Here is a 6,642-nt window from a genome sequence, read left to right as displayed (position 1 = left end):
GAGAACATTCAGTTCAACGCATCTTCCCAGCAGAAAATTACAATGGACTTACCAAAGGGAGTAAAGTTTCATAATGTATCTACTGGAAATGTAAGTGCGGCAGGTGCAAGCGTAACAATTGGAGGAGGAACCACGTTTTATCTCTCGGCTCCTCTGACACAGACAAAAGATGTAAGTGCTACTTTTTCTGCAAAGATGAAGGGAAGTATTACAAAAGATTATTCAGCATATAAACTGACTACGAATGCAAGTGTTCAGGATCTGGCATTTGTGTTTGGAGAAGGTGTCGCTGATGAAAAATATGTAAGCTTAAAGGTGTCCTGGATTGAACAGGCTACGATCGAAATCGTAAAGAAAGACGATACAGCGGATGTTAATCTTGCAGGTGCAGTATTCGGTGTATACAGCGATGAGGCTTGTACAAAGCTGCTCACTCAGATGCCGGCAACAGATAAGAATGGAAAATCTTCTGTTACGATCATCAAGACACAGGATACCGTTTATCTGAAAGAGATCACAGCACCACAGGGATATGTAGTAAATGCAACGGCAACAAATGTAAAACTGGTAGCAAGTAAGACTTCCTCTGTGACTGTAGAAAATAAAGAACAGCTTGCAGAGCTTACCATTTACAAAGAAGGACAGGTGCTTTCCGGAGCAGATGTCAGTGAAAATGGAACGGTATTTCAGTATGAAAACCGCAGACAGAAAAATGCAGTGTATAACGTGTATGCCGGGGCAGATATCGTAACTGCTTATGGCACAAAAGTGTACAGCAAAGGAGACCTGGTAAAAGAAAATCTGACAACAGGTGAGAATGGTTCTGTTACACTGAAGAACCTGCATCTTGGAAGCTATGTGGTGAAAGAAGCAAAAGCACCGGACAATTTCTATAACGGCAGCGAAGAAAAGTCAGTGACTCTGACTTATGCCGGACAGAATAAAGAAGTTGTATTTGCAGATGTGACTTTTAACAACGAAAGACAGAAAGCAGACGTTTCCGTAGTAAAACAGGATAAAGATACAAAGAAACCACTGAATGGCGGTATTTTTGCACTGTATGCATCCGATGATATTAGAAATGCAGACGGAACCGTTGTTGTGAAAAAAGGAACACTGATTGAGAAAGCAACTACTGGAGCAGATGGAACTGCAAAATTCACAGCAGATCTTCCGATTGGATATTCCTATTCCGTAAAAGAAGATCAAGCGCCGGAAGGCTATGTAAGAAATACAGAAGATGTGTATACGTTCAAGTTTTCTTACACCAATGATAAAGAAGCAACCGTATCATTTGCCCATACCTTCAGCAATGACCGTGTGACAGCAAAGATCAATTTATTCAAAGTTGATAAAGAAACAGGAAAAGCAGTACCACAGGGAGATGCCACACTGAAAGGTGCAGTTTATGGTCTGTATGCCCGTGAAGATATCGTGCATCCGGACGGAGCAACCGGAACTATTTATAAAGCAGGAGAACAGGTAGCGTCTCTTACAACAGATGACAAAGGACAGTCTTCTGTAAAAGGTTTATATCTTGGCAAATATTATGTCAAAGAGATCACACCGCCGACCGGATACCTGGCAGATACAGAAGAGCATGATCTTGTGTGCAGTTATGAAGGAGATATGACAGCAGAAGTAAAAAGAGAGTGCACTTCCAGTGAGCAGGTCATCAAACAGCCATTTCAGATCATCAAAGCAGCCAACAATGGAAAGACCGATGCAGATCTGTTATCCGGAGCCGGATTTACAGTTTATCTGAAATCTTCCCTTACAAAGAAAGCAGATGGAAGCTATGATTTTGATTCTGTCAAACCAGTAGTGAGTGGAGAAAATGGAGCAACTGAGATTTTCACAGATGAAAAAGGGTATGCCTGCAGTATTCCATTACCATTTGGAAGCTATATAGTGCGTGAAACTACAACACCGCACAATTACAAGCCAGTCGATGATTTTGAAGTGAATATCACAGAACATCATCCAAACGAGCCACAGATCTGGCGAGTGCTTCTGGATGAAGAGTTTAAGGCAAAACTGAAAATCGTGAAAAAAGACGATGAAACAAAGAAATCTGTATTGATTGCAGGAACAGAATTTAAGGTATATGACCTGGACAACAAGAAGTATGTGGAGCAGGTAACAACTTACCCAGTGACAACTACTCACAAGTCCTATTTTACGGACAGCCAGGGATATCTGATCATGCCGAAGAATCTGAAGATCGGACATTACCGAATTGAGGAAGTCAACGCACCGGAAGGGTACACAATCAACAAGAATTATGTAGAGATTGCAGTGGATGCAAACACAGCATACCAGATGGATTCTGAAAGCGGAGATGCCATTATTACGGTAGATTACGAGAACCATCCGGTAAAAGGAAAGCTGACGATCTATAAAAAAGGTGAGATGCTGACCGGATTCAAGAAGGATTTTGTTTATGAAGAAAGATACCTGAAGGGTGCAGAATTTAATGTCTATGCAGCTGAAAATATTTATACACCGGATTACCAGAAAGATGAAAACAGAAACAGACAGCTGATCTATGCAAAAGATGCACTGGTAACAACGGTAACGACTGGGGAAGACGGAAAAGCAGTTGCTGATAACCTGCCGCTTGGTTCTTACTATGTGGTAGAAGAGACTGCACCGGAAGGATTTGTCCTGAACCATGACAGATCAGAAGTCGCATTTGTCTATGCCAATCAGGATACACCGGTGATTGAACAAGAAGTGACTGTTGGCGATGACCGACAGAAAGTTGCGATTCAGGTAGAAAAACAGGATGCAGAAAATGGTGCAACCGTAGCAGGAGCTGTCTTTGGTATCTATAACAAAGCGGATATCAAGGCAGATGGAAAAGTAATCGTGAAAGTAGACACACTCTTACAGGAAATGACCTCTGATAATAATGGTCTTGCAGTATGTACGCTGGATCTGCCACTTGGACAGTATTATGTGAAAGAGTTAAAAGCACCGGCTGGATTTGTGTCCTCTGATGAAGTTCTGAATCTGAATGCTTCTTACCAGGGACAGGATGTGAAGACAGTAAAACTGAAAACAGTGAAAAAGAACCAGCCAACAACAGTAGAAATTACGAAATCTGATGTAACAACAGGTGTGGAACTGGATGGGGCAAAACTCACCGTTCTTGATAAAGAAGGAAATGTTGTGGATCAGTGGACTTCTGTAAAAGATCAGCCACATGTGATCAAACGACTGACAGTTGGTGAGGAATACACTCTTCGTGAGGAAATGGCACCTTATGGTTATCTGAAAGCAATGGATGTGAAGTTCACGCTGGAAGATACCGAAGAGATTCAGAAAGTAGAGATGAAAGATGAAGTACCGACAGGACTTCTGATCATCAACAAAAATGGAGAGTTTTTGGATAAAGTGACACTTCTGGACAATGTAAAAGGTACTGTGGAGCATCTCTTTGAATATGTAACTGGAAGTCTTACAGATGTAACTTTCGATGTATTTGCTGCGGAAGATATCAAAGCGGCAGATGGTGTCAGCGAAGATTATTTTAAAGCAGATGAAAAAGTGGGAACCATTACCACAGATTCTAATGGTATTGCACAGATGGGAGATCTCCCGGCTGGCAAGTACTATGTGAAGGAAGTAAAAACAGCCCATGGTTATGTGCTGGACAAAGAGCCGAGATATGTTGACCTTTCCTATCGTGATCAGGATACACCAGTTATCACTTATGATGAGAAATGGCAGAATGCCCGTCAGAAAGTAAAGGTTACGGTTCTGAAGAAAGAAAAAGATACAGAACGTGTTCTTGCAGGTGGTGTCTTCGGTCTTTATACCAGTGAAGATATCAAAAATGCAAAGGGTGAGGTACTCCTTGAGAAGGAAAGTCTGATCGAGCAGCGAGTAACGGATGAAAAAGGACAGATTACTTTTACGGCAGATCTTCCGATAGACGGAAAATACTATGTGAAAGAGATCTTTGCACCGGACGGATTTGTTACAACAGATGAAGTACAGGAGTTTACCTTTGAATATGCCGGAGAAGACCAGGCAGAAGTAAGCTACGACTTTACTTTTGAAAATCAGCCAACCACAGTGGAGTTGTCCAAAACAGACCTGACAACAGGTAAAGAACTTCCAGGTGCACACCTGAAAGTAACGGATTCAGATGGCAATACAGTAGATGAATGGACTTCTACGGAAGAATCCCATGTGATCAAAGAACTGGTTGTTGGTAAGAAATACACCATGACAGAGACAAAACCGGCAGATGGATATGTTACTGCAGAAAGTATTACCTTTACAGTAGAGAATATAGCAGAGGTTCAGAAGCATGATATGAAAGATGATGTGACAAAAGTAGAGATCAGTAAGACGGATATCACAGGAGAAACTGAGATTCCGGGTGCGAAACTGACGATTCTCGATAAGGATGATCAGGTAGTAGAGAGCTGGACTTCCACAGAGGAAGCACACTATATCGAAAAACTGCCAATCGGTAAATATACCTTACGTGAAGAGCAGGCACCGAAAGGATATCTTCTGACAGCCGATGTGACGTTTGAGGTGAAAGACACCGGAGAAATCCAGAAAGTGGCTATGAAAGATGATACTGCCAAGGGAAAAGTGATTCTCAATAAGACAGATAAATCGTCAGGAGAACCACTGAAAGGGGTAGAATTTGAACTCCGTGACAGTAAGGGAAAAGTTCTGGAAACCTTAAAGACAGATGCTGCAGGTCATGCGGAAAGTAAGCTGTATGAGATTGCCACATTTAAGAACGGCAAATATGATGCGGCGATCAAGTATTATCTGGTGGAAACAAAGACACTGGACGGATACACACTGGATCAGAGCAAGCATGAAGTGACGTTTGCCTATGCAGATGACAGTACACCGGTCGTGGAAGTCACTTTCAATCTGACAAACGAGAAACCGGAAGTTCCAGAAACACCGAACACACCGGATACACCACAGTCCCATGAAGAGACAAAGATATCAAATGCACCGAAAACAGGTGACAGCACGAATATCTGGCTGCCGATCCTACTTCTTGTAACTTCCACAGGAGGTATGGCAGGACTTTATATCAGCAGAAAAAGGAAAAGCAAATAAGGAAACCAAAATCAATGGTTATGATTGGGAGCTTCTATGTGAGGCTCCCTTTTTCATACAAAAAAATCACAGAAAGGAATAGAAAACTATGATGAAAGCAATGGAAAAAAGACAGGAAGCACGAAAAAACCAGGAGAAAACTTTAAAGAGAATGATGGCTTATCAGAAGAAAGCCGAGCAGATGATCAGCAGAAAAAGAATGAACCATCACATGATCAGAAAGGGGTAAAAGCGTATGATGAACAGAAAAGAATTTTATGAATATGTCAAAGACAATGTAAAGGAGTATCTGCCAGAGTCTTACAAGGACGCAGAAATTAAACTGCAGGAAGTAGAAAAAAACAACGGGTTGAAGTTGACAGGTATTACGATTCCAAACGGAGATCAGAGAATCGTACCGACAGTCTATCTGGATTCCCTCTACCAGGAATATATCCATGGAAAAGATGTAGACTCTTGTGTTGGCGATGTGGCTGATATGCGTATTGAGGCACAGGGAAAAGCAGAATTTTTTGATATGGGAGTTACGGATATTCTGGATTATGAAAAGATGAAGGACAAATTACAGATGAGAATTTGTGATAAGGAATGGAATACCGATCTTCTTGCAGATAAAGTAGTCACAGAACACGGAGATTTTGCAGCTTATTATGCAGTAAATCTGGAGGAAAATGGAGAAGGGATCAGCAGTATTCCGGTAACTGTTTCTCTGATGAACGAGTGGGGAGTATCTGCCGAACAGATTCAAGCGAATGCGATGGTGGCAGACCGAAAACGTGGTGTCACACTTATGGATATGAATGAGATTATCAAATCTATGATTTTTGGTGAAGAACCAGAAAACCTGCTGAATGAAAAAATGGATATGGAAGCCATGGAAAACCCAATGTTCTGTCTGACAAACAAAGCTAAGATGAATGGAGCTTCCCTGTTACTGCAGGAAGATATTCGTAAACAGATTGGGGAATGCCTGGGAAGTGATTACTTTGTCATCCCATCTTCCATTCATGAAGTGCTGATTCTTCCTGATAACGGCATTTTTCAGGTTCCGGAATTAAATGCGATGGTACAGGAAGTCAATGAGACACAGGTGGAAAGACAGGAACAGCTTTCGGATAAGGTTCAGTTCTGTGATAAAAAGACCGCAGTAATGGAAAATGCTGAGCGTAGGGAAGCTCGTTTGGAGAAAGAAAAAGCAGCCGAAAAAGTGGAAGTAAAAGGTGGAATCCATGGAAGACTGGAAAAAGCCAAGGCAGAAATCAAGGCAAAAGAGGGAGACAAAGTGCCAAAGAATAAGTCAAAAGAGCTTGCCACAGCATTATAAAGAGTAACAACGATGATTTTAAGGGGACTGTGCTAAGCAGTCCCTGATTTTATGAAAAGGAGTAGCGCATGGCAAATAAATTATATGCAATGGAACAGCTGACGGAAGAGGTGGCAAAAGATGTAGCTGCCAGTCCGCAGGAATGGATGCGGTTCCTAAACACTGCATCCAGACTGTACAAATACACTTTTCCAGAACAGCTTTTAATTTATGCA

General features: G+C 41.7%; 3 protein-coding genes. All 3 read left to right on the top strand.

What is annotated here, in order from left to right; translation table 11 throughout:
• A partial coding sequence (locus ARB69_RS09785) for a SpaA isopeptide-forming pilin-related protein (protein ID WP_055152825.1) occupies nucleotides 1-5,103 on the top strand: 5,103 nt, incomplete at its 5' end.
• 88 nt (nucleotides 5,104-5,191) lie between these two features.
• A complete protein-coding gene (locus ARB69_RS27170) occupies nucleotides 5,192-5,332 on the top strand; it encodes a hypothetical protein (RefSeq protein WP_166460071.1) in 141 nt (46 codons plus the stop codon).
• A 6-nt stretch (nucleotides 5,333-5,338) separates the two neighbouring features.
• Nucleotides 5,339-6,427, top strand: a complete 1,089-nt coding sequence (locus ARB69_RS09780; RefSeq protein ID WP_055057311.1) for a DUF5688 family protein — start codon at nucleotides 5,339-5,341, stop codon at nucleotides 6,425-6,427.
• The last annotated feature ends 215 nt before the right edge of the window (nucleotides 6,428-6,642 follow it).

This window comes from Faecalicatena contorta, assembly GCF_001404335.1.
GTDB classification, from domain to species: Bacteria; Bacillota; Clostridia; order Lachnospirales; family Lachnospiraceae; genus Faecalicatena; species Faecalicatena contortus_B.
This window is presented reverse-complemented; position numbering and strand designations above follow the sequence as displayed.